Here is a 23,529-nt window from a genome sequence, read left to right on the forward strand (position 1 = left end):
AAAGACTAAAATCAGGTTTAGTTCATATGGAATAGCGTCCATATGATTGATACCGTAATTGACATATAGAGTGCCGTCCCATTTTTGTGAGGCGGCCTTTTATTTGGGAGTCATAAAATGTCAGAAAACAATTCTATCTACATCTCAAGCTTAGATATGAACCGAATCACGGCTTTGTTGGATAAAATGCCAAACATCGCAGCGGAGCTTGTGGAATTAGAAGCAGAGCTCGACCGAGCAACAGTTCTTGAGCCAGAACAAATGCCAGATAACGTGGTCACGATGAACTCGACTGTAGAGTTTAAATTTTCAGGTGAAGATAGAACCATGACAAAGACACTGGTTTACCCTTCTGAACTGAAAAGCAGTGATGATATCTCTATTTTTGCACCCGTAGGCAGCGCACTGATCGGTTTGTCTGTCGGCCAAAAACTTGACTGGCCAATGCCAAATAATCAAGTGAAGACAATTGAAATTGTCGATATCACATACCAACCTGAGCGTTGTGGTGCACTAAACCGCTAACCCTCAGTAGTCCCGGTGCAAAGGCCTCCATTTAAGACTTTGCACCAGGAGAGCTCCTCGCTTACCCCCTATTTCCTTCTTTGTTTTCCAAGCATTTACTTTGCTGCTCTTAAGTAACATCACCGATTCTTTATTATTTACCGCATATTCAATATTTATATCTCCAAGCTCAATCATAGAAATTGCAAAGTATTTTTCGTATATTGTCGCTCCGAAAACGACGTAAATTATGCGCAAAATGGAAGAATATCTAACTCGAATTGCCTGCTTAGAAAAAGAAAATGAAGAGCTGAAGCGGAAGAATGCGCGACTACAAGAAAAGTTGAATGCTGCACTCGACAGTAATGGACTGTGTTTGTGGGAGCAGCATATTCCTTCAGGCACTTTGACGATATTCAATATGCAGTGGGGCAAAATGCTAGGTTATCAGCCCCATGAGTTAACCGCGACGGTTGAAACGTGGAAAAACAATCTCCACCCTGAAGATTATGATCTTGCGGTGGGTGCATTTGAAGATCACCTAGCTGGCAAAACCGACCTTTATGAGGTAGTTCATCGCATGATTCATAAAGACGGCAGTGATAGTTGGGTCTACGATCGAGGGCGCATCGTCGAGTATGGTTCTGATGGCGAACCACTACGCATGATGGGCACTCATATCGATATTACAAAAGAAAAGCGATATGAGCAGCAACTGGCTAAGTTAGCTTCGAGTGATCCATTGACCGGATTGTTAAATAGAAAAGCAATTGAGGAAAACTTTAATCATCAACCTCAAACCAAGCCGTCTCAGCAGTCTCAGCAGTCTGCCTTAGTGTTTGTTGATATAGATAATTTTAAAGCAGTTAACGACCAGCTAGGCCATCATACTGGTGATACTCTCCTCATCAATATCGCCAATAGCTTAACAGAGCTTGCGCCAAGCAAGTCTCAAGTCGGACGCATAGGAGGAGATGAGTTTGTCGTTTTAAGCTCTTATTCAAATCAAGAAGAAATATCTCAACTTTGTGATCGACTCTTAAGTTCCATCATTCCTGCGATAAATCAGGACTTAAATAAAGTAACGATTGGAATGAGCATCGGTGTTTGTCTATTTGATAAAGGAAAACAACAGTTTAATGAAGTTTATCAAAAAGCCGATCATGCAATGTATGAGATAAAGAAAAATGGCAAAAATGGCGTTGCCTATATCCAGATATAATAAGTCTCTTGTTTTTTGAAATTAATATTTCTTTAATTTGACAATTTTCTCTACGGAATTGATATCGTCTTATTTTTAATTAGTCATTTATATAGGAAACAAAAGAAATAACAAACAATTAAGAGTGTTGCATACTACACGGTGTAATATTATTACTGTTTTTGTGACTGCTTTTGTTGCATACAATATTATTTCTTATTATTTTTATAAAAACTACCAATAAAAAGTAGTTAAACATTATAATTCATAAACTTATAAAAACCGAAATGCATGGTTGAATTTTAACCACCCCTTCTGCTAATATCTCGCCTCGTGTTTAAAAGTAATAAACACACACAAATATAAAACAAACTTTATAAAACATAATGCACACTTGATCATTACTGGTTCTATTTGGGTAGAGCTCGGTATTTATTTTATTTAAAACATTATGAATTTGTAATTTCATTTAATATCAAAATATTAAGTAGGTATATAAATTGAAGAAGGTCATCCTCCCTCAATTGGGCTTTGTTGCGTCAAATTTACGCTTGCTAGCTCTTGGCTTTGTAACCCTCGTGTCAGCATATTCTTTTTCATCAGAGGTTTATGCTGAGCAAGTGGCTAGTGGTGAACAAAAAACATTAGTTGTACTCGTCAATTTCCAAGAAAACCCTCAAGAGATCCCGATCTCTAAAGAAGACGCCCATCATGTTGTTTTTAATACCGTTAGCGACTTCTATTCGCAAATGTCCCAGGGGCAACTTTGGCTATCTGGTGATGTTGCTGGAACATTCACCTTACCGATATCAAACCAAATTTGCGATGATGATGCTGTAGCAGCGGAAGCCAACAAAATGGCTGAAACTGCGGGATATCAACTATCAAACTATGACCGTTTTATCTACTTAACAACCAAAACTGGATGTGCATCAGAAGGCTCTGGTAGTCAAGGAGTAACTCCCTCTAGAGCGTCAATAAATGCGGTTTTCGAGCCTCGAGTTATCGCCCATGAATTAGGACATAATTTGGGATTGCATCACGCTTCCGCACTCGACTGTAAAGACGGTACGTTAGCTGGTGATTGCCGTGTCATAGAGTACGGCGATAGCTACGATACAATGGGTAACTACGATATGGGTTACTTTAGCGCCTTCCAATTGGAAAACTTAGGGTGGCAGACCTCCCCTGCTCAAATCATTTCTAGTGATGGTGTTTACTCGATTGATGCCTATGAAGACTTTGAAAGTACTTCATCAAAAGTTTTAAAAATCCCAAGAGGTACCGATCCAATTACAGGTCAGCGCCAATGGTTTTATGTTGAATATCGACAAGCTCTTGGCTACGACAGCTTTTTACGTGACCGTTCGTACATCGTATACCGCCAAGATGTGACAGAAGGTGTGGTTGTGCGCCTAGCGACAGACGGTGATCTTAAAAGTAGCCGCTTGCTACACATGAAGCCTGACTCCACTTTCAAACAATTATTTGGGAGTAATGACTGGGAAGACCCTGCTCTTCCGATTGGTGGAACGTTCACCGATCCAAAAACAGGCGTGTCGATTACTTTGGAAAGTGCTAATGGTCAAAACGCACAGGTCAGTGTCATATTTGGTGGTGAATCAGGGCAATGCGTTGCGACATCGCCTCTACTCTCTCTAACCCCACTTTCAGGTTCTGATGCTAATGCCGGAGAAACATTAGCGTATAATCTTAAAGTGACGAACCAGAACAATACAGAATGTGCAGACGCGACCTATACAACAGCTTTAAGCGTTCCTGACGGATGGAATTATGACGCAAGTGCCTTGACGGTTCCTTCCGGCATGAGTGCAGAAACGACGGTCATGGTTACGTCAAACAGCGATGCTCAACCGAACTCTTACAGCATAGCCGTTGACGTTATAGATGCTGAAAATGAACAATCAGCCAAAACCGAGCTGCCTTACACTGTGTTATCTGAGTCAACGTCACCATTTGAAGCGGTGAATGATAGCGTAACGATCAGTGATAAATCCGTCGTTCGCATCCAACAGTTAAATAATGACTCATTTGAACAATCGACTTCTCTTGCAATTACGGTCGCTAAGCCAAACAAAGGCAGCGCCCGTGTACTGAGCGATGGCTCCATTGAATACATACCTTCGAAGAAGTTTAAGAATAATGATTCATTTACTTATACGATCAGTGACGGTCAATCTTCTTCAACCGCGACGATTAGCATCACCTTACAATCGAGTTCTGGTGGGAATGGTGGTGGAAACGGTAAAGGGAAACCGAACTAAATCACGCAATTCAATATGAAAAAGCCTGGAGAATACTCCAGGCTTTTTATTCACAAGACGTCAATTAGTTGCTTGGTGCAGGACAAATGTCACAGTCTGCAGAAGCTGTATTCGTCGCTTGAGTATTATCGATTTTCAAGAAACCAACCGCTGTCACAGTATCACGGAAAGATTGTGTTTCTGCATTGCTAAATGCCGTTGGGATATAACTACCAGTATAAGACTGACATTGATCCGAAGCGAGTTCGATATTATCTACCACTTTCACGTCATCAGAAGTATCCTCAGGCGTACCTGAGTCATCCACAACAGAAACATTCACTAAAGTAAGTCCAGGCGTTGTGTTACATACCATTCCCGAGAAGCTCACTTCTGCAATGATACCGTTTTCAGTAAGTTTGAAGCCGCTTTCACATGATTTCGTTACACTAATCATTGGAGACAAGCTCAATGACTCACATGGATCACTTGCTGTATCAGTAATGGTCGCTTGACCACCCGGAGTCGCAGCTGCTGTGACTCTTACTGTATTAGTTAGACCGTTATTTGTACTTTCAAAACTGCCGCTGTATGAAGCACTGTCACCTGAAGCAATGGCACCTAAGCTATGTGTAGTACCTGCTTCTAAATCCTCTACAACAACATCGTAGAGCGTACCAACACCATCATTAATCACGTCGCCGCTGTATGAGTAAACGTAACCATCTTCTGTATCATTCACGACCGCTTGATTACATGTTTTGGTGATATCAACACTACACAACTCAAAGTCACCAACCACGAAGTCTTTCAACTGAGCGGTAATACTGCTTGATGCTCTTGTTTCGGCTGCAAATGAGCTAAAACAGGTGTCTGTTTGTAGAAGTTCAGTAAGGTTTACACCACCTTCAAAGAAGGTTTCTGGAGGGAAGACATTTTCGACACCACTTTTTGGCGTATACGCCCATGGTGCAGGTGAGTCAGTTGTATTGGTTGAAGCACACACATCTTGCGCGCCCGGTGAACACAGTGCATTTGTCTTAACTTTCAAACGTAAGTTTGTCGCAGCACACTGACCATCTTGTGGATTATTGTTATCAGCTTTCGCACAAGTTGTGTCCCATTCAAGAACCAAAATTTCTGGCCCCTCATTTGCCCCTTGCAAATAATTCACCTGAATCAAAAGGTCGCCAGCAATATGTTGACCAGTGAATGTACCGTCTGGGTTTGTACTGACTGAGTCTTGATAAAACCAAAAACCTAAGAAGGCATCACCGCTGTTACCAAAGCGGTCTGCACCAAAGGTGAGTACAAGGTCATTATTAATGTTGTATGCCGCTGCATACGCATGAAGAATATCCCCTTTATCAAGTACCGTCCCAGTCTTCCAACCGAGTTCTGGTATGTCTTTGATGTCTTTATTACCACCAGTAAAGATTGTATCCGGTGTTGCCGTGTCATTCTCAAAGCTAAATACTAATGCTCCACCACTGTTTGGCGGCGTTGACCAGTCATCTGGAGCTCCCACTCCAGAGTCATCTATCGCATTAGCATTTGCTTCTAACTCAAATACGCCATCTGTTGGTGTTGCAAATGCAGAGCTACCTATTAGCAAACTTGTAAATATTGCATAAAGAAAGCTCTTCATCGTATGCCAGATACCTGACTTACAAGAATTCATAACCTACTCCTTAGAACGCTTCTAAAGCTAGACGAAGGTCCCTATGTCATTAATTGCCTTTTAAGAAAGTGTGAAAGCGAGATACAACTTTCGTTTCGGCTTGTATAACGCATAGAGCATGCCACTACTTAAGGTTATGATTTTATTAAACTAAATATTTTCAACAGCGAAGAGAATGAACAGAGTGTTCAATTTTAAAGAAAGAGAAAGAAAACAAAAGAGACAAAAAACCTACGATAACAAAGATATATACGTGTTCTAGGATAATGTTACAGATTGACACTTTATTGTTTACACCTGTGACAGGTGCACAAAAACGACGGTATTGAAACTGTCCACTATGAATATGAAATAGACGCTTACTCACCTGCTCCAACTAATGTGAAGGTGATGTGTAACACCTGTTTGCATAGTGTTACATCCTTTACACATCTAATTGAATACTCATTTAACTAAAACATATTCAGTCGTTTAGCGAATAAGTTTTAGCCCAACCATTTATGAAAATATAAACAAACTGTTCACCCCTCTGTACAAAAATAAAAAATAACCAACAAATACAAAAAGTTAAATATGGAACACTCTATGCTAGTCAACCGACGCAGTTTAACTCTGTGAGAAAACTATCACGTATGTGGGCTCAAGGACGTAGCGAGCCCACTTACACAAGGAGGTTTTATGAAAACCATATTTAACTCTTGGTGGGGCAATAAGAGTTACCGTTGTTCCACTTTATGTAGCCAGAATATACTTACAGCGATCAATATCAGCAGCATGTTTAAGCTGTTTACTTGGGTCATAGCGGTTAGCTTAGTGCTGAGCTCTCAAATTGTTTACGCATCCGCTGGCGACCCTTCAAGCCGAGGCGTGCAACCAATATTTGTTGAAGGGAATAACACCTGTCAACAATTACTTCCAGGGATCGATGGTTTGATAGAATACAAACTTGAGCCAGTTACAGACGGCACTTTCGGTGATGGCATGCTTGAAGTGGTTATTGATCAACAACCTGGGGCAAAAACCTTCAGTTGGGATCAAGGTGATAGCCCTGTGATTATGCAAGCTATCTTCGTAAAAGGTGGTCCTGACGGAAACCTATATAACTACTTTACAGATGGATTATTGTATCAAGATGATGCCTTGCTGCATTCACCTGTAGGGAAAAATGGTAGATACTATGGCTTAAGTCATATTTCATTCTGTTACACACCAGGCGTACCAGACATTAAAATCACTAAAACTTGTACATTTGGTGATGTTGTCAATGGTAACACTTTGAAATACAACTATAAACTCACTGTAGAAAACACCGGTGACTTTGCATTGTATGATGTTGTGGCAACAGACACTACAGCCGTTGACAACGATATGGCTGCTGGTGACCATGTGTTCAATTTAGCGATGCTCGCCGTTGGACAAACGCAAGAGTTTAATGGTTCGTTTATTATTGACCAAAACGGTATCACTAACTATGCAGAAGTAAGCGCAGCACTTGAAACTGGTGGTGGTGTAGCGGTTTCTGACAACGCAGATTGGGAATGCCCAAGCCAAAACATCCCTGGTTCATTGTCTCTAGAGAAAGACTGTAGTGTCGTCGTCGTGAATCGATTTGAAGATACTGGTATTAATGAATACGGTCTTCAAGTCAATTACAGTGGTAGTGTATGTAATACCTCCGATGTCACCATTGACGGCATTGTCGTAATCGACAACAAAGACTCGAATCCAATCCAGGTTGGTATGCTTGCGCCTGCTGAGTGTTACGACTTTACTGGTAACTACGAGCCAATCCCAGGAGATGGTGAAGGCCTTCCATTACCGGGTGAAGAAGTCAGAGCGTTTACAGATACTGTGGATGCGAGTGGTGAAACTATCTTCGGTAATGTTGTCGTAGAAGCGATAACAGCGTCTGCAGAATGTACGCTATGTCCAACTTGTCCAGAGCCTGTTAACTGCCCTGAATAAGGTCTACTTACAACTTAATAAAACAACGCCTGACGTTAACTCGTCAGGCGTTTTCTTTCGAACTATATCGTTCTATTTATTCTTACCTTTCCCATTGTTACCAGAGTTGCCAGAATCGCCACCAGCTGAGGACTCTAACTTCACTGAGACCTGAGCGGTCGAGCTGCTTTGACCATCACCTATGGTATAGGTAAAGCTGTCATTATTTTTGAATTTCTTCTCAGGTGTGTAACGCAGGGTGCCATCTGATAACAGCTCTAGTCGCCCCTTACTTGGTCTAGTAAAAGAAACCACGCTTGCAGAGTTTTGCTCTCCAACAACATCGTTTGCCATCACATCGATAATCACCGACTGTTTCGAAGACATAGTCACCTGATCATCAACAGCAACGAGCTCTGGTGATGGCGAGATTTCATTGGTTACAGAGTAATTCACGGATGCTGCGGTTTGCAGACTTGAGTCTTCTCCGTGCGTCACGATCATCTTCAAAGCATAGTCTTTATCACTAGCCTCAACCGAAGATACGACTGATATCATTACTTGTCCGGTTTCACCTGCTGCTAGCGTGATTGCATTGCTGCTTGCTTTCCAACCAGTTGGCACTGACGCGTTTACAGAAAAACTGCTCGCTGAACAATCTGCACTATCTTTGTTGGTAATAGTGACCTGATATTGAACCTCATCGCCGGCTGCAACCGAATTGTTTGTTGCAGCTTTCGCAGTCACTGATGGAGCATTAACAGTACAAGTCCCGATATTACCATTGTCAGAGCCGTCAAAGACAACGCTTACTTCGGCGATGCCGTTCGCTGCACTCACCAAACTCAATGTTACACCTGAGTCTGGGTCAGTATAGCTACCACCGACCGGCATAGATGGGTCAAACCAGTCATTTCGGCCAAAAACCGCACGATATTCAGAATCAGTTTTAAAGTGAAGCAGATTACTGCTGCGCCCATCACCTTCTACAGCGCTTCGAATGATGATGCCATCCGTAACGTCCCCACGATAGAACGAGTAAGAACGAGCATCTAAAAAGTCGTCAAACCCAATAGACTGGCGGTATTCAATGTAAAACCATTTTTTTGCACCTGTAGAAGGATCAGTACCACGAGGTACTTTTATCGTAACTGGCTGCTCACTAGTCGTCTCGTAATTCGCGATGGAGTAAGTACCATTTTGAGTAACTTCCAGTGTCTTTGAGGCGTGCTCTCCCTCTAGCCATCCTAGTCGCTCGCGCTGGAAAGTATTCAAATAGCCGATGTCTGGACCACCCATTACATCATAGGTATCACCGTATTCACGCAACGTACAGTTGTCTGAAAGCGTATGCTCGCCACAATCAAGAGCACGAGAGTGATGCAAACCAAAGTTATGTCCAAGCTCATGAGCGATATTCATCGGAGAAAAATCACCATTGATGTGCGCGCGTGAAGGCATGCCATCAATAGTTGCGGATCCAGCGACACCACATGCCGTTTTTGTCATCAAGTAAACAATACGATCGTACTCTTCAAGCTTCACTCCCGCTGCGATGGCTTCTTGATCCGCTGCATCTTGAACAGCGGTAAAGTCACAAACCTGATTAGACAACGGTAGATTAAACCAACCCACGACTTTCCCAGACAGCCACATTTGATCAAAAGAGCTTTCACGGTAGAAGTCATTCACTGTACCAAAGATTAGATTATTTGCTTCTGACAAAGTTAATGGCTGCTCATTTGGGTTTTCTTTGAAGTTCAGCAGGATAACCAATGTATTTTGCTGTCCCGTCGTATTTCCTGCTGCACTGGCGTAATGGATGCTCTGTAAACAAGCGAATATTACTAATAAAAATGACAACCCTTTATTTAGGGTTGTTCTATTTATTTTAATCTTTTTTATCACTGCTTCACCTAATTTTAATTTAATAACGAGTTCACCTTCCCGCCAATATAAGCAGAAATGGTAGGGTAAAATCATATAAATTTTAGGCAATAAAATGCCCTAGCCTATAAAGCCAAATATGTTCCTATATACATCAACATGGTTATAAAAGGATAACCACCAAAAATATAAGAGCCGGAATCATAGCAAAGCAACCGGTCAAAATTCAACCAGAGTGATAAGTAATTTAGGTTAAGTTTGTGTAATAATAAATTTATCCATTTTTGTCAGTTACTTAAAATAACCTTATGATTGTTTTATATGAACAACCTTTGTATTCAACAATGACTTTAATAAATCACTTGCACTACAGCCAATTTAAATCATTAAAAATCAAACAATTATAAATTTAACTAAAACAATCTCAATTTCATCGCATAAAGTTATAACCTTTAAATTCATTAACTTAATAGCGAGTCATTCTAATAATATACCTCAACAACTCATGAGTAATATTATCCATCTTTAATTGTTAAATTTACGTTAAATTAAAGTGGTGAAAGTTTTTTGCTCACCTAGTTTTATACTCGATTAAAAGACAGACTGAGCGATACAGTGCAATATCAACTAGAGACATATAGAGAAACAAGCAGGATATATGCACAACTTTATTTTCAATATTGAACTAAAATCACATTGATAATATAACGCTATAGATAGCAATTCAGGAAAACCTGTTAAAGAGTGATTAACTGATAATTGAGGTTGGTATTTGTACAAAAATTAATTATTCAATAATAAATGTGTATTAGAATAGTTTGACAATACCAGATAGTAAAAAACCGGCACAAGGCCGGTTTTTAGAAATAGTGGAGGCGCCTCCCGGAGTCGAACCGAGGTCCACGGATTTGCAATCCGCTGCATAGCCACTCTGCCAAGGCGCCTTTCTGATTTTATATCTCTGTCACCAAAGATTTTGATGGTGCCCCGGGCCGGACTTGAACCGGCACAGCGCGAACGCCGAGGGATTTTAAATCCCTTGTGTCTACCAATTCCACCACCAGGGCAACGCAATCATGCGATGGGTTAGACACCATCTATCTCGCGACCTTTGCCGTGAGAACGAGGCGTACTTTAACGGATTAATTTATCTGGTCAACAAAAAATTAGTCTTTTTTATTCAAATGGTTAAAAAGACGACTCTAACGAACAAAGGGCGATCATTTTGCTTATTTGATCATCAATACGCTTTGCTTTCGTGCCTTTTAACCTTCTCATTTTATATCAATGAAGAGCCAACAAATCGCGCAAGTTAACAGTATGGGTATAAACTTAACGTGTATTTCAGAGAACAAAATAGCGCTCATCATGTTTCGAAAACCATCATTTCACTTACCCTTACATGCCGACTCCGAACTCGACTTCGTAGTGCCCCACTTCTTCCTTAGTGAATTTGATTATGCACGCTCTCTGGAGCAGGGAGTCATCGAAGACTTAGATCCTGAATTTACACATCAATATCGCGTCACACTGAGGCGCATACGCTCACTATGCTTACTACTTCGCGAACTGCTCCCTCCTTTTGAACAGCGTATTTTGAAACCTCATTTAAAAATAATGATGAAGAAAACAAATAAGCTGCGTGATTTGGACGTATTTATCTTGGGCAAAAAACAATACATTGAAATGCTCCCAAACCACAAATCGTCTCTTGAGCAGCTTTTTGGCTTTATCGAAGCCGAACGTGCTTACGAACAGGCAAAAGTTACGCGTTGGCTAGCTACAGAAGAATACACAACGCACTGCACTTTGGTCAGGAATAGTCTGCTGCGAAGTACGCAACACGAACGAGTGGATAGCAACGTACCTGCGTTACTCTTCGCAAGCCAAAAAATCTCCGATCAATTTAAAAAAGTTGATAAAGCACGACGCAAAATCTCGGACAAAAGTCGTGACAGCGTGATTCATTCGATGCGGATAAAGTGCAAAGCGCTTCGTTATTTGTTAGAAGGATTTTCCACGCTCTATCCTTCCCAACAGCACAAAAACAACGTGAAACAACTAAAACTATTGCAAGACAAGCTCGGTGACTTTAACGACACTTCAAGTCAAATTGAATTTTTCGCACAACTCAAAGAAACAGCAAATCTCAATAAACAAGATCGTAAGGCTTTGAAAAAGCTAATTAACGTGCTTAGCGAACATCATGAACTCTCTCGCCAAACCATCTTGACGCATTTAAGCCAGTTTGAGTCTTTCATTCGCGATTCCAATACACAAAATCTCTACCGACCCTAAATCAAGGTTCACGTATTCTTAATATTCATTAATTACAGTCAATCGTTGGGCTCCACTAAGAAAGATAACGTGAAACCATTAAAACGATACCAATACGAGCGCTATGCGGTGCTTTGTAATCTCGCCTACCCTCGCGTCTTCAGACAAACTCAATATGGATTCGATCCTAATGGGCAACGAGTCATTAGAAATGAACACGGTAAGATTATGATTCGCGTGCTCTGGAGTAAAAAACAGAGTGAAGTGGTCGTAGTGATTAAAGGCTCACACAGTATCAGTGATTGGTTGTTGAACTTCGCGATGTGGACGAGAAGCTGTCGAAGGTTGGGACTAAACTATCGCATTCACGCGGGTTTCTATCATCTGTTGTTCCAAGAAAGTTTACCGAGCCGGAATGAAGATCGGTTAGGGTTGACCGTGATCGAACGCCTCGAAGGTATCGTTGTACCACTTATTCTCAGGGGAAAAAGAATCACTATTACTGGCCACTCTTCAGGTGGCGCGATTGGCAGTGTTTTTGCTGACTATATTGAGAAAAAATACCCCAAAAGCATTAAACGCGTGGTCACTTTCGGACAGCCCGCTGTCGGAGATTGGACGTTTAAGAAACGCTACCGTTTGGGGCACAAAACATACAGGATTTGTTGCGACATCGACATCGTGACCTTTATGCCGCCCGTACCTTTTTTGTATTGGCATGTAGGCAAAATGCTATGGTTATATAACGGGAGAATATACGAGAACACCCCAACGCTCATACGGCTTGGGCGCTCCTTATTTAGTTGGTTAATGCGACCGTTCTCTTATCACTTTATGAGTAAATACATTCGCGACAAAGACTTTTTTGATGAACGCTGAGTTAAACATCCGAAAGGTATGACGTACAGACACCAAAAAGCCGGACTTCGCCGGCTTTACGATTAAGTGGTGATCTACAGAGAGGCGATTTCTTTTTCAAGTTGATATTTGTTATCTGTGACAATTCGCTCTAACACTTCAACACGTCGCTTCAAGTCACCAATTTGCTTGTTAAGGTTATCTTGTTCTTCTCGGCTCATCGTATTACGTTCAGATATCTCCAACGCTCTTACTTCTTTACGATGGTTCAAGATTAACTTTATTATCCCGCCCCCAAATATGGCACCGAACACAATAGCCACAACCAATACATCAGCAATAGATTCCATTCTTTATCTTCCTCTAGATTATGCTCAACTATAAGTTACTCATTTGTCGAATGAATATCAAATAACACATTGATTCATTGAAGAGTTTTATCAAGAATTGCCTACTCTGTATCAAAATCACAGGAATGGATTATTCAACGCCAACCCAAACCGAGACAGATCCGCCGTTTACTGGGAACTCAGCCCAACCATTCGCATCAGTCCAAATGTCTTCAGTTCGGATACCCAACTTGTCTACGTAGCGAGCACTTGGTTTACCCGTATACATCCACTTCGAGCCGCCAGGTCCATCACTCATGATCACGGCCATTGAATGTGGATGCTTTGCATCACCTTCTCGAGTCCAACCAATTACGTCCCAGTGGTCGAGATAAGAATGTTGTTTGCCATAGGCATAATCTTTACGCAGTGTTACTAGCTCTTTAATGTAAGGCACTTTGACCATATTGATGTCATGCCATTTATCACTGTACTGCGCGCCGTAGTAATCTGCATAAAACACGGATGGATAACCTTCTTCACGCAATAAGATAAATGCGTAAGCGAGCGGCTTGAACCACCAATCAACGGTTGATTCCAACGCCTGCAAAGGCTGAGTGTCATGGTTTTCTACTAAGGTAACCGCTTTGACTGGATTGTCCTTCATCAGCGTACCATCCATGATTTGACGCATATCGTAGCTACCACCCGATTTAGACGCATTATAAAAGTTCATATGTAACGGTGCATCAAACAAAGACATGCTGCCAGAGGTTTTGGTGATAAAGTTATGCAGCTGATTCACATCGTAGTTCCAGTACTCTCCGACCGTGAATAGTTCTTTCCCTGTTTTCCAACGTAGGTGATCAATCCATTCTTGCAGGTATTGATATTTGATGTGCTTCACCGCGTCCATTCTAAACCCATCAACACCAGTCATGTTGATATACCACTCACCCCAGTCTTTAAGTTCTTTCTTAACTTCAGGGTGATCCATGTCTAGATCAGCGTACATAAGGTAATCGTAGTTGCCTTTTTCCGAGCTCACTTCCCAATCCCATGCCTTACCCTCACCTTTGAATTTGAAGATAGCTTTTTCTTCGCCAGCATCGTCCCAATCCACGCCATCAAAGTGGTACCACGTCCAATGAAAGTTTGAGTACTTGTCGTTGCGCCCAGGGAAATCAAACTCTACCCACGCTTCAATCCATTTATCACCAAGTTCAATATTTCGGTTGTTCCAATCTACTCGCTTGGTATCAACCCAAGACTTTCCATCCGCACCACCGCGATGGTTGAACACCACATCGCCATAAATCTGGATATTGTTTTTATGGGCAGCATTGATGGCGCTTAGGTACTGATCTTTGGTGCCATACTTGGTGCGCACCGAACCTTTTTGATCAAACTCTCCCAAATCGTACATATCATAAACGCCATAACCGACGTCGTTGCTACCACCAGCACCTTTATAGGCGGGTGGTAACCATAACGCAGTAAAGCCGTTATCAGATAGTGCCGACGCGTTGTTTTCAACTTGTGTCCAGAGTGCACCGTCATTTGGCACATACCAATGGAAATACTGCATCATGGTGCCATTTTGTGCCGCCATTACAGGCGAACTGAGCAGCAAAGTTAAGGGTAAAAGTGTAGGTTTAAGGTTGAATGTTTTCATTATTTTTCTCTCACGTTAAGGACTAGAATCCTCCTTTCTGCATATACGCACCAAGCGATGCTAACTATGACGCTAGCTAGGTTGCTGCCTGTAATACAAAAAGTTCGGATTACAATCGAAGAGAAACTATCACCAATCACACTATACAATTATTGAGTTGTCTAACATTTATAAAATCAATGATTAGCGCGTTAAAAATATTGAATGGTGATCAAAACATGGGAGACTTTAGGAAAGCGCGAAGGGTTACGAAAAGGTGGACTAAAAACGAAAAAAGCCAGTCATTTAAGACTGGCTTTCGAAATAGTGGAGGCGCCTCCCGGAGTCGAACCGAGGTCCACGGATTTGCAATCCGCTGCATAGCCACTCTGCCAAGGCGCCTTTCTGATTTTATATCTCTGTCACCAAAGATTTTGATGGTGCCCCGGGCCGGACTTGAACCGGCACAGCGCGAACGCCGAGGGATTTTAAATCCCTTGTGTCTACCAATTCCACCACCAGGGCAACGCAATCATGCGATGGGTTAGACACCATCTGTCTCAGCGACCTTTGCCGTGAGAACGAGGCGTACTTTAACGGATTAATTTATCTGGTCAACAATAAATTTTATCTTTTTGATTTAAGTGCTTAAAAAGCGATCTGACTAGTACATTTGGCATTCAATTAGACCAATAAGCACCCGTTCCCTTTCATTGTCTATTAAGTCATACGCATACTAGTGCCCGTAACTGCTTCGAGGTAAACACGCGACTATCACGTTATGAACGCTGATCTTTTCACCGCTGTAACATCTGTAACAATTTGATTCCCTACTCTTGGCACGACTGCGTACAGAACATCATATTTTGTTACCGATAACTTTATATCGAATGTGGTCGTACCTTTATAAAATCATTGACTTTTTTTATTTTCAAACAAAGCTCAATTCATTATCGAAAATATCAATAAATAATGGTACGTTACACGAGTTGCAGTAATTTAATGGACATATATCACATATAAGGATGTGGTTTACTTTGGCGACACAACATAAGAAAAACAAGGTATATCACTAATGTCTATCAAGAATCTTTCTATAGCGAAAAAGATATCGCTATCGTTTTTACTCATTGCCATCGTCAACATTGCATTTGGCGTGTTTTTATCTACAGAGCTCAAAAGCATCAAATCTGAGCTTTTAAACTATACCGATGATACGCTTCCTGCAATGGAAAGGGTCGATTCGATTCGAGATCATTTGTCTCGCTGGCGCCGAGCTCAATTTGCTGCGTACACTTATGAAGACGCAGACCAAGTCAAAACTAAAATTTCTAACAATATTAGAGAACGCGAAAAGATCACTAGAGAGCTCAACGCTTACGGTGAAACTATCTGGCCTGGCGAAGAGCAGCAAACTTACCAGCGTCTTATGCGTCAGTGGAAAAAGTACTTGGTTACTATGGACCAGTACAATGAAGCGATGCTAGCTAACGACAAAAGCAAGGCCCACCCTATTTTGGCGAACTCTTTGTCTGCTTTCGAAGCGGTTGACTCAGAGTTAGGCGAACTAATCCGTCTCCTTAAAGAAGCTATGGATAGCAACAAAACTCATATCCTGTCCTCTGTAAATGGATTGAGTAATTCTTCAATTGCAAGTAACGTGATTATTCTACTGATCATGGTAGGCATGACATACGTGCTGACTCGCCTAATTTGTGGCCCACTTAAACTTGTTGTTGAGCAAGCAAATGCCATCGCGACAGGTGATCTATCAAGTGACATTGACCGTAAAGCAATCGGCAATGACGAGCTTGGTGAACTGGCAGACGCGACAACTAAGATGCAAGATGACTTACGCCAAGTTATCGATAACGTGATTGCTGCAGTTACTCAGTTAAGCAGCGCTGTCGAAGAGATGAACCAAATCTCCGATATTTCTGCGTCTGGTATGAAAGATCAACAGCTGCAAATTACGCACATCGCAACAGCAATGACAGAAATGAAAGCGGCCGTAGCCGATGTTGCTCGTAACACTGAAGACTCAGCGAACCAAGCTAACGAAGCAAACCGCCGCACACAACACGGTGTTCGTGAAACCCAAGGTATGGTTGACGCGATTCAAGAAGTTTCAAACGTAATTGGCGCTGCAGGCGATACCGTAGCAGAGCTTGAACAGCAATCGAATAAAATTAACGTGATCGTGGATGTTATCCGCGACATCGCCGATCAAACCAACCTACTTGCACTTAATGCAGCCATTGAAGCGGCGCGTGCTGGTGAGTCTGGTCGTGGCTTTGCCGTCGTTGCAGACGAAGTTCGAACTCTTGCCGGCCGTACGCAAGATTCAACGAGTGAAATCACTTCGATCATTGAGCAGCTACAATCACTTGCAAAAGACGCAAAATCAGCCACTGAACTTTCTAGAACCAGTATCTCAGAATGTGCAGAACAAGGCATTCAATCAAAACAGCTGATGAGCGACATTGAGCATTCGATTTCGGACATCTCAGACATGGGTACCCAAATCGCCACGGCTTGTAACCAGCAAGACTCTGTTGCAGAAGAGCTTAACCGCAGCATTGAAAACATACATTTGGCATCTCAAGAGGTCTCGCAAGGTTCGGAGCAAACCGCACAGGCGTGCCGCGAACTAAGCCAGCTATCCATTTCTCTTAAAGATGTAATGAGCCGCTTTAAACTGAGTTAAACTCAGTGGATACCTTAGTAGATACCAAATCAATCCCGATTTGCTTAAATAGAATGTCATCACTGAGGTATATTTAGGTATATATTAAATCACTATCTTAACAAACGCTCCAAAGCACCACTTGGAGCGTTTTACTTCGTCAGGTACTTTCCCCAAGTACTCAATAACATAACCAATACAAAAAACGCGTACGGAGACTTTATGCGCTTAAATAAAACCTTACTATCACTGACTATCGCTGCTGCAATCGCGGTTCCTGTAATGCAAGCTACTGCTGCTCCTCTTCAAATTAGCAATACAGCAGCAAAAGCAGAGCAAGTTCAAGGTGCTAACGCTTGGCTAGAAATAAACTTAGGTCAGTTCCGCGATAATATTGAGCAGTTTAAATCGCACATGGATGGCAAAACGAAAATTTGTGCCGTGATGAAAGCCGACGCATACGGCAATGGTATCGCAGGCCTGATGCCGACTATTATCGAACAACAAATTCCTTGTGTTGCCGTTGCAAGTAACGCCGAAGCACAAACTGTTCGCGACAGTGGCTTTAAAGGCCAACTTATGCGTGTACGCTCAGCGGATATTGGCGAGATTGAAGCCGCAATCGACCTAAATGTCGAAGAGTTGATAGGCACAGCAGAGCAAGCTAAAGCACTGTCTAAACTAGCCGAGAAAGCTGGTAAAGAAATCAAAGTTCACCTTGCTCTGAACGACGGTGGTATGGGACGTAATGGTGTTGATATGACGACAGAAGCGGGCAAGAAAGAAGCGCTAGAAATCGCTCAACAAGCTGGCGTTAGTATTGTTGGTATCATGACTCATTTCCCTAACTACAATGCAGACGACGTGCGCCAAAAGTTAGCTTCATTCAAAGACAGTTCTGCATGGCTGATTAAAGAAGCGAATCTAAAACGCGACAACATTTTACTGCACGTAGCAAACTCTTACACCGCGCTTAATGTTCCTGAGGCCCAGCTTGATATGGTTCGTCCTGGTGGCGTTTTATACGGAGACTTACCAACTAACCCTGAGTACCCTTCTATCGTGTCTTTCAAAACACGCGTGGCATCCGTTCACCACCTTCCAAAAAATAGCACAGTCGGTTACGACAGCAGCTACACAACAAGCAAAGAAAGCTTAATGGCGAACATTCCTGTTGGTTACTCTGATGGTTATCCACGAAAAATGGGGAATACAGCAGAAGTTCTGATCAATGGCCAACGTGCAAAAGTTGCGGGCGTTGCTTCAATGAACACCACAATGGTAGATGTTACAGGTATAAAAGATGTTGAGCCTGGTTCTGAAGTTGTTTTGTTTGGCTCCCAACAAGGCAAAACGATTTCAGCTACTGAGATGGAAAAACACGCAGAAGTCATCTTCCCTGAACTATACACGGTTTGGGGAAGCGCGAACCCTCGTGTCTACGTAAAATAAACCTACTCAGTTATTCGTAACAGAGCGAAAAAGCGAGCCTGGTGCTCGCTTTCTTTCTTATTTACTAATCTGTACTAGCTCGTGATGTTATCAATTAAACAGAACTTACTATTTCTGTTGTTTTAATCTCCTTTAGCACTACCAAGTACGACTCTCTACACTCTGTTTCTTAAAGCCGCTTGGATGGCTCATTTTTATATAGCACTTAGTGTTTGAAAGCCCCTCCAATTGATGTTAAACATGAAGTTTACAAAAGAATAACAAACACACTCGTATGGCACTGCCCCTTTGCCTGCTAGCTAGGTATCTCTATGACAGAAAATACTCAACATCTTCAACGCTCCTCCGCTGAGTTGCACGAATTTAATCGGCTTGACGTCTGGAACGGATTCACCCAACTTTTACCCCTCTCTATGTTCGTGGTCATATTTGGCCTCGCTTTCGGTGTTGCTGCCGTACAGACTGGACTAGATGTATTTCCCACAATGTTGATGAGCACACTGGTCTTCGCCGGTGCTTCACAATTTGCCACGTTAGAAATGTGGGGAGCAGAAGTCCCTCTCATTCCAGTTCTTATTACTGTATTTGCTATTAATGCTCGTCACCTCTTGATGGGAGCCACACTTTATCCATGGTTACGACAACTCCCACCAACAAAACGTTACGGTGTAATGCTGGTAGCATCAGACGCTAACTGGGCAATGGCACTCAATGCATTTGGTAGAAAAGAACCAGGCTTTGGCTTGCTTATTGGTGGCGGCTTAGCGATGTGGTCTTTTTGGATTGTGGGCACCTGGATCGGCATTTATTTTGGTAGCGCAATCAAAGATCCGGTGGGCCTCGGGCTCGATATGGTTATGGGATGCTTCCTGCTGTCTATGGTGGTGGCCGGGCCGAAAGACTTAAGAATCTTTGCGATTTGGGCCATAGCAGCAGCCTCTTCTATGTTGGCGTATTGGTATTTGCCAGAGAATAGCCACGTAGTGGTTGGCGCCATTACTGGCGGAGTATTGGGTGCTTGTTGGAAGGAGAAGAAAGCATGAACATCGAAACAACCTTAGGTGGCACACTGCTTATCATCATCGCTATGGCGTTAGTCACGCTCATAACCCGCTGGGGCGGAGTGTATGTTATGTCATTCATTCCAATTAGCGAACGGGTTCAACGTTTCATTACTGCGATGTCAGGCTCCGTACTGGTTGCCCTTTTAGCTCCGCTAGCAGTAGAGGGGGATAATGGTGCTAGAGCAGCACTGTTTTCTACTGCCGTTGTCATGTTCATCGTGAAAAAGCCTCTACCCGCAATCGCAGCAGGCATCATCGCCGCCGCTGCAGTACGTGCTCTTTAGTCGTTGTTTCAAAACCGATACCAGTCATCAATAAAAGACCCAAAACACAAAGCCCTGATGTCACAAGTATCATCAGGGCTTATCTTATGCTCATCATTTTAACGATGAACAACGATTATTAATCATGGTGAGACAGCACATCACGCACAGCAGTTACAATTGCGCTTATATTTGTCCATTTTACCAATACCAGGGTTAAAGGTATTGGTTGGGTCTAATTCGTGGTAAAACTTCTGCAACGAGTTTTCGGCTTCATACAAGTGACCCACGTTATGTTCTGCTGGGTATTTGGCACCACGGCTATTGAGGTGCTCTAGCATCAGCTTTTTCATCAACTTCGTGTCAGTCCCTTTTTTGAAAATGTAATCTTGATGGAAGACGTAACACATAAAGTGACCATAATAGAGCGCTTGAACAAGGTTCTTACTCACCTCTTCAGGCAAAGTTTCTAGCCACTCTTCATCATTGCGTCGCAATGCAATATCAAGTGCAACGATGTCTTCTACGTCTTTTCGGTGAATCGTCTCGTAACGAATTGCTGCACCTGCTGCTGCAAAGCGATGTAAATAAGCTTTTTTACCCTCTTCCGGCGTACACTCGAAGAAATCACAGTCGTCTTCAACAGCCCAAACTTCTTTGAGGTATTTTTGTGCTTCAGTAATACCACCATCACTCATTTTCAATACCAGGTGATGCTCATACTTGTCACGGAAATCCAGCATTCGCTCTGGTAAGTGTTGTGGGAACAACTTGCTCGCGTAGTACAAAATGGTGTCTGGCAGATATTTACTGACAAACGGGATGCGCTCTAAGAAATTTTCTACCTTAGCTTTAAGTGCGAACATTTTTGGTAGCTTATCTGTGCCTAACAAGTCGATGGATAAGAACACATCCTTGCCGTACTTCTCTGCCATGTTAAAGATATCTCGATGCAAGTATTCTCCCATCTCAGGCAAGTTATGAAACGTAGATAAGAAGTCTTTTCGCAACTTCGTTAGTTTCGCAGGGTCATTGGTGCCAAGGTAAAAAACCTGCTCTTTTTCTGGTACTGGGTAGCTGTCAACCCGAACGGCAAAAACCCCCAACTTACCAGCGCAGCCACTGGCTTCAAATAATCGGCGTTCATCGGCATTAAAACGAGAAGGAATGTCAGAAGTCACGTCTCGAACACGTTCATCGTATTCTTTGTCTGATGCCATTCGCTCATCATGAATGATCTTCGCTGGGTCAAAGTTCCCTTCTTGCAGGTTTGTTAGAATTTCTTCTGGCGTTTCACCTAACCCTTCAATACCAAGGTGGTTCACCAAATGTAACTGGCCTTGCTTATCGACCTGCGCGTAGAGCGCCAGTTCCGTATAAGCAGGACCACGCTTAACTAGCGCACCGCCTGAGTTATTGGCGATACCACCGACCACAGTGGCACCTAGCGATGAAGAGCCGATGATAGAATGCGGTGCTCGGTTCACTGCCTTCAACTCTTTCTCCAAAGAGTGTAAGCTCGCACCAGGCAAGCAAACCGCCTGCTTACCACCATCTAATAAGTGAATCTTCTTGATTTTGGTAATATTGATCACAACCACATCGCGATCATAATCATTACCACTCGGAGCTGAGCCCTCTGTTAAACCTGTTTTAGCCGCCTGCATGATAATGATGCAGTTTGCTTCAACACACTGTTTAATAATCTTCCATTGTTCTAGAAGAGTGTTAGGAAACACGATAGCAAGCGCATTACCACTACCCGAACGAAACCCCGAGCGGTAATATTTCGTTTTAACCTCGTCGGTTAGAACATTTTCTTCCCCCACGATGGTTTTAAATTCTTCAATCAGCTGCTTTTGTTTCATATCCGTATCTCTAGTTATTGTACTTCGCTCACAACACCGCTTAGCGGCAGGCATGGCGTTTGAGCCACTATAAGCAGTCCATTTCTCTGCGTCTATGTCAGGCGGACAAACAATACGTAATCAATAAACAACAAACAAAATAATTCTTTATTTTTCTGTTACTTATCTTTCACATTTGAGAAATTTAACGTAAGAAACAGACCGTTTCTTAAAAGAAACAATAGCAAAACCATTTGTTAACAGTTGTGCGGGGTATCTTGTTATCAATATTAGTGAAGAAAACGAGGAGAAGCGTAAGCTCCTAAATTTAAGAGGACTCTTAGAAATGAAGATGGAAACATAAGCTCAACACCAACATAACGATCGGTGTTGAGTTATTGGCTTAAAATCGATGGTTTTGACTTTGAAAGCTTGTGTATAGATGATCGATAAAGATCTTAATTTTTTCTGGTTGCTGACGAGTGTAAGGATACACCGCATAAATACCCAAACATTTGGCGGTTTCGTCTTTAAATAACTGAATCAGACTGCCTTGCTTTAAGTCTTCATAAACCAATACACGCGGTACATAGATGATTCCCTGCCCTAACAGCGCCACATTTCTCAATACAGAAGAATTGTTAGTACAGAGGTTACCGTCGACGGTGATTTGATATACCTCGTCTCCATCTTTAAACGCCCACTCATGCGCTCCGGTTTCTTGGTAGGAATAGACTAAACAATTGTGTTTAGCCAAGGCTTGAGGTTGTTTAGGTATGCCATGTTTAGCTAGGTATTGGGGTGACGCGCAAATGATCCAATTCGCATCCACCAGCTTTCTTGCAATCAGACTAGAATCTGGCAACACACCCGTTCTAATTGCCAAATCAAAACGCTCATTCACGATATCGACGAAACGATTATCTAGATCCATATCGATATTGATGTCTGGGTATTTCTGATTAAATTCATTAATCACTTGAGGAAGAATTAATTCACCAGAGATAGTAGGCACCGAAATTTTAATGTTTCCAGATAAGTTTTTACCTAAACCCACAATGGATTCTTCCGCCGTTGCCACCGCTTGATAAACCGCTTTTGCATGAGTAAAAAACGCTCGTCCTGCTTCAGTCAACGTTAGCGTTCGCGTTGTTCGGTAGAGAAGCTGTACACCAAGCTCTTGTTCAAGCTTGGCAATGCGTTTACTGACGACCGATTTAGTCAGTGACATATGTCTCGCGGCAGCACTGAATGAACCTTGCTCGATCAAGTGATAAAAAATGATGTAATCGTCGGTATTTCTCATGCGTCTTCGTCAAATCCTTTGGAAGCCCGTATTGTAAACTGAAATTGGCTGAGGTGTGAAACATCGGGTCACACTTAATATCAGAAACTCGTGACAGAGGTGGGGTTGCTAAGCTCACAGGTAATGAAAAAGAGATGGTGTGAATTTATCAGTCTTCAGATACAAAAAAACCAGCTGTCGCTGGTTTTAAGTTGATGCACTTGGCATCGAGATACCGCCATGGCCATATCTGAATAATTTGGAGCGACACACGAGGTTCGAACTCGTGACCTCAACCTTGGCAAGGTTGCGCTCTACCAACTGAGCTAGTGT

Annotated in this window: 16 protein-coding genes and 4 tRNA genes; 10 read left to right on the top strand and 10 right to left on the bottom strand. The window is 42.4% G+C overall.

Annotation, left to right across the window (positions count from 1 at the left end; translation table 11 throughout):
• Positions 1 to 117 precede the first annotated feature (117 nt).
• The 3 genes from rnk to R7O03_RS13230 all read left to right on the top strand — a co-directional run bounded on the left by rnk (position 118) and on the right by R7O03_RS13230 (position 3,990).
• Positions 118 to 525 (top strand): nucleoside diphosphate kinase regulator, encoded by a 408-nt coding sequence (rnk, locus tag R7O03_RS13220; RefSeq protein ID WP_005390213.1) that lies wholly within the window; start codon positions 118 to 120, stop codon positions 523 to 525.
• 238 nt (positions 526 to 763) lie between these two features.
• On the top strand, positions 764 to 1,726 hold the full coding sequence (locus R7O03_RS13225) for a sensor domain-containing diguanylate cyclase (protein WP_318131766.1): 963 nt from the start codon (positions 764 to 766) through the stop codon (positions 1,724 to 1,726).
• Positions 1,727 to 2,205: 479 nt separating this feature from the next.
• Positions 2,206 to 3,990, top strand: a complete 1,785-nt coding sequence (locus tag R7O03_RS13230) for an Ig-like domain-containing protein (RefSeq protein WP_318131764.1) — start codon at positions 2,206 to 2,208, stop codon at positions 3,988 to 3,990.
• A gap of 64 nt (positions 3,991 to 4,054) precedes the next feature.
• On the opposite strand, the gene R7O03_RS13235 is transcribed toward R7O03_RS13230, so the two are convergent.
• Complete coding sequence (locus R7O03_RS13235; protein WP_167416012.1) at positions 4,055 to 5,650, bottom strand: DUF11 domain-containing protein; 1,596 nt, start codon at positions 5,648 to 5,650, stop codon at positions 4,055 to 4,057.
• 678 nt (positions 5,651 to 6,328) lie between these two features.
• On the opposite strand from R7O03_RS13235, the gene R7O03_RS13240 reads away from it, so the two are divergent.
• The gene (locus R7O03_RS13240) at positions 6,329 to 7,615 is read left to right on the top strand and encodes a hypothetical protein (protein WP_151515534.1); all 1,287 of its coding nucleotides are present in this window, start codon (positions 6,329 to 6,331) and stop codon (positions 7,613 to 7,615) included.
• Positions 7,616 to 7,687: 72 nt separating this feature from the next.
• Here the strand turns inward: R7O03_RS13240 and R7O03_RS13245 are convergent, their stop codons facing one another.
• The 3 genes from R7O03_RS13245 to R7O03_RS13255 form a co-directional block, all read right to left on the bottom strand.
• Positions 7,688 to 9,370: an Ig-like domain-containing protein gene (locus R7O03_RS13245; protein ID WP_262902076.1), complete on the bottom strand. Its 1,683-nt coding sequence runs from the start codon at positions 9,368 to 9,370 to the stop codon at positions 7,688 to 7,690.
• Positions 9,371 to 10,351: 981 nt separating this feature from the next.
• Positions 10,352 to 10,425 (bottom strand) — tRNA-Cys (locus tag R7O03_RS13250).
• A gap of 36 nt (positions 10,426 to 10,461) precedes the next feature.
• Positions 10,462 to 10,548 (bottom strand) — tRNA-Leu (locus tag R7O03_RS13255).
• 301 nt (positions 10,549 to 10,849) lie between these two features.
• On the opposite strand from R7O03_RS13255, the gene R7O03_RS13260 reads away from it, so the two are divergent.
• Together R7O03_RS13260 and R7O03_RS13265 are read left to right on the top strand one after the other, a co-directional pair.
• Positions 10,850 to 11,779 (top strand): CHAD domain-containing protein, encoded by a 930-nt coding sequence (locus tag R7O03_RS13260; protein WP_149192243.1) that lies wholly within the window; start codon positions 10,850 to 10,852, stop codon positions 11,777 to 11,779.
• 69 nt (positions 11,780 to 11,848) lie between these two features.
• Entirely contained in the window at positions 11,849 to 12,637 is a 789-nt protein-coding gene (locus tag R7O03_RS13265; protein ID WP_005375991.1) for a lipase family protein, read from the top strand.
• A 74-nt stretch (positions 12,638 to 12,711) separates the two neighbouring features.
• Here R7O03_RS13265 and R7O03_RS13270 read toward each other — a convergent pair whose 3' ends face one another.
• The 4 genes from R7O03_RS13270 to R7O03_RS13285 all read right to left on the bottom strand — a co-directional run bounded on the left by R7O03_RS13270 (position 12,712) and on the right by R7O03_RS13285 (position 15,124).
• Complete coding sequence (locus tag R7O03_RS13270) at positions 12,712 to 12,966, bottom strand: hypothetical protein (protein ID WP_005375990.1); 255 nt, start codon at positions 12,964 to 12,966, stop codon at positions 12,712 to 12,714.
• Between the two features lie 130 nt (positions 12,967 to 13,096).
• Positions 13,097 to 14,620 (bottom strand): alpha-amylase, encoded by a 1,524-nt coding sequence (gene amyS / locus R7O03_RS13275; RefSeq protein ID WP_258478333.1) that lies wholly within the window; start codon positions 14,618 to 14,620, stop codon positions 13,097 to 13,099.
• Positions 14,621 to 14,927: 307 nt separating this feature from the next.
• A tRNA-Cys gene (locus tag R7O03_RS13280) sits at positions 14,928 to 15,001 on the bottom strand.
• A 36-nt stretch (positions 15,002 to 15,037) separates the two neighbouring features.
• Positions 15,038 to 15,124 (bottom strand) — tRNA-Leu (locus R7O03_RS13285).
• A gap of 550 nt (positions 15,125 to 15,674) precedes the next feature.
• Between R7O03_RS13285 and R7O03_RS13290 the strand changes: the two genes are divergently transcribed.
• From R7O03_RS13290 to R7O03_RS13305, 4 genes are all read left to right on the top strand, one after another.
• A complete protein-coding gene (locus tag R7O03_RS13290) occupies positions 15,675 to 17,306 on the top strand; it encodes a methyl-accepting chemotaxis protein (protein ID WP_005375988.1) in 1,632 nt (543 codons plus the stop codon).
• Between the two features lie 201 nt (positions 17,307 to 17,507).
• Complete coding sequence (alr, locus tag R7O03_RS13295) at positions 17,508 to 18,737, top strand: alanine racemase (RefSeq protein WP_318131765.1); 1,230 nt, start codon at positions 17,508 to 17,510, stop codon at positions 18,735 to 18,737.
• Positions 18,738 to 19,048: 311 nt separating this feature from the next.
• The gene (locus tag R7O03_RS13300; RefSeq protein ID WP_062730973.1) at positions 19,049 to 19,780 is read left to right on the top strand and encodes an AzlC family ABC transporter permease; all 732 of its coding nucleotides are present in this window, start codon (positions 19,049 to 19,051) and stop codon (positions 19,778 to 19,780) included.
• On the top strand, positions 19,777 to 20,085 hold the full coding sequence (locus R7O03_RS13305; RefSeq protein WP_017820198.1) for an AzlD family protein: 309 nt from the start codon (positions 19,777 to 19,779) through the stop codon (positions 20,083 to 20,085). Before R7O03_RS13300 ends, R7O03_RS13305 begins: the two co-directional genes overlap by 4 nt.
• 140 nt (positions 20,086 to 20,225) lie before the next feature.
• Here the strand turns inward: R7O03_RS13305 and dld are convergent, their stop codons facing one another.
• Entirely contained in the window at positions 20,226 to 21,932 is a 1,707-nt protein-coding gene (gene dld, locus R7O03_RS13310) for a D-lactate dehydrogenase (RefSeq protein ID WP_213970846.1), read from the bottom strand.
• Positions 21,933 to 22,314: 382 nt separating this feature from the next.
• A complete protein-coding gene (locus R7O03_RS13315) occupies positions 22,315 to 23,217 on the bottom strand; it encodes a LysR family transcriptional regulator (protein WP_017633645.1) in 903 nt (300 codons plus the stop codon).
• Between the last annotated feature and the right edge of the window lie 312 nt (positions 23,218 to 23,529).

Origin of the sequence: Vibrio sp. Vb2960, assembly GCF_033337665.1 — a bacterium.
In the GTDB taxonomy this organism is placed as follows: Bacteria; Pseudomonadota; Gammaproteobacteria; order Enterobacterales; family Vibrionaceae; genus Vibrio; species Vibrio alginolyticus.

Bases quoted from the DNA above. Each gene is read 5' to 3' on its own strand.
- R7O03_RS13290 (WP_005375988.1), top strand. From the start codon at position 15,675: ATGTCTATCAAGAATCTTTCTATAGCGAAAAAGATATCGCTATCGTTT.
- R7O03_RS13225 (WP_318131766.1), top strand. From the start codon at position 764: ATGGAAGAATATCTAACTCGAATTGCCTGCTTAGAAAAAGAAAATGAA.
- R7O03_RS13300 (WP_062730973.1), top strand. From the start codon at position 19,049: ATGACAGAAAATACTCAACATCTTCAACGCTCCTCCGCTGAGTTGCAC.
- R7O03_RS13260 (WP_149192243.1), top strand. From the start codon at position 10,850: ATGTTTCGAAAACCATCATTTCACTTACCCTTACATGCCGACTCCGAA.
- R7O03_RS13240 (WP_151515534.1), top strand. From the start codon at position 6,329: ATGAAAACCATATTTAACTCTTGGTGGGGCAATAAGAGTTACCGTTGT.
- R7O03_RS13270 (WP_005375990.1), bottom strand. From the start codon at position 12,966: ATGGAATCTATTGCTGATGTATTGGTTGTGGCTATTGTGTTCGGTGCC.
- R7O03_RS13305 (WP_017820198.1), top strand. From the start codon at position 19,777: ATGAACATCGAAACAACCTTAGGTGGCACACTGCTTATCATCATCGCT.
- dld (WP_213970846.1), bottom strand. From the start codon at position 21,932: ATGAAACAAAAGCAGCTGATTGAAGAATTTAAAACCATCGTGGGGGAA.
- alr (WP_318131765.1), top strand. From the start codon at position 17,508: ATGCGCTTAAATAAAACCTTACTATCACTGACTATCGCTGCTGCAATC.
- rnk (WP_005390213.1), top strand. From the start codon at position 118: ATGTCAGAAAACAATTCTATCTACATCTCAAGCTTAGATATGAACCGA.
- amyS (WP_258478333.1), bottom strand. From the start codon at position 14,620: ATGAAAACATTCAACCTTAAACCTACACTTTTACCCTTAACTTTGCTG.
- R7O03_RS13235 (WP_167416012.1), bottom strand. From the start codon at position 5,650: ATGAATTCTTGTAAGTCAGGTATCTGGCATACGATGAAGAGCTTTCTT.
- R7O03_RS13315 (WP_017633645.1), bottom strand. From the start codon at position 23,217: ATGAGAAATACCGACGATTACATCATTTTTTATCACTTGATCGAGCAA.